The sequence below is a fragment of the Thermus aquaticus genome (assembly GCF_001280255.1).
GTDB classification, from domain to species: domain Bacteria; phylum Deinococcota; class Deinococci; order Deinococcales; family Thermaceae; genus Thermus; species Thermus aquaticus.
The window spans coordinates 1-419 of the sequence record NZ_LHCI01000059.1 but is presented as its reverse complement, the minus strand read 5'-3'; the positions used below and the strand labels follow the sequence as shown (position 1 = coordinate 419).

Annotated in this window: 1 pseudogene; it reads right to left on the bottom strand. The window is 68.3% G+C overall.

Going from position 1 to position 419, the window contains the following annotated elements:
* A pseudogene (locus BVI061214_RS00360) lies at positions 1-419 on the bottom strand (hypothetical protein); the annotation flags it as partial.

Genomic DNA, 419 nt, shown 5'->3' with positions numbered 1-419 from the left:
CCCCCAAGTAGAGGAGGGCCACCCCAAAGGCCCGCCCCGCCTCCTCGAGGCCCACCACGCCCAAGCGGTTCAGGGTGCTGGTGGAGGCCAAAACCAGGGCGGCCAGGAAGATGAGGGCCGTGCCCTGGGCCCTCAGAGGGTTCTTCTTCCAGAAGAGCAGGGTGGTGTAAAGGGCCACCCCCGCCATGAGGAGGGTGCCCAAGAGGTTGAAGGGGATGGTCCAGAGCCTGGGGGAGGTGAGGCTTGGGGGCGGGAAGGCGGCCCCGGAAGGGGTGTAGGGCTCGGGGAGCCGGGCCAGGTCCAAAGGAGCCGTGGCCACCAGGTAAAGGCCGAAGAGGACGAAGGGGACCAGGAGGGCGAAAAGCCCCCTGGCCACCTTGGGGTTCAGGAGGGCCAGGCTCCCTAGGCCCAAGAAGGTC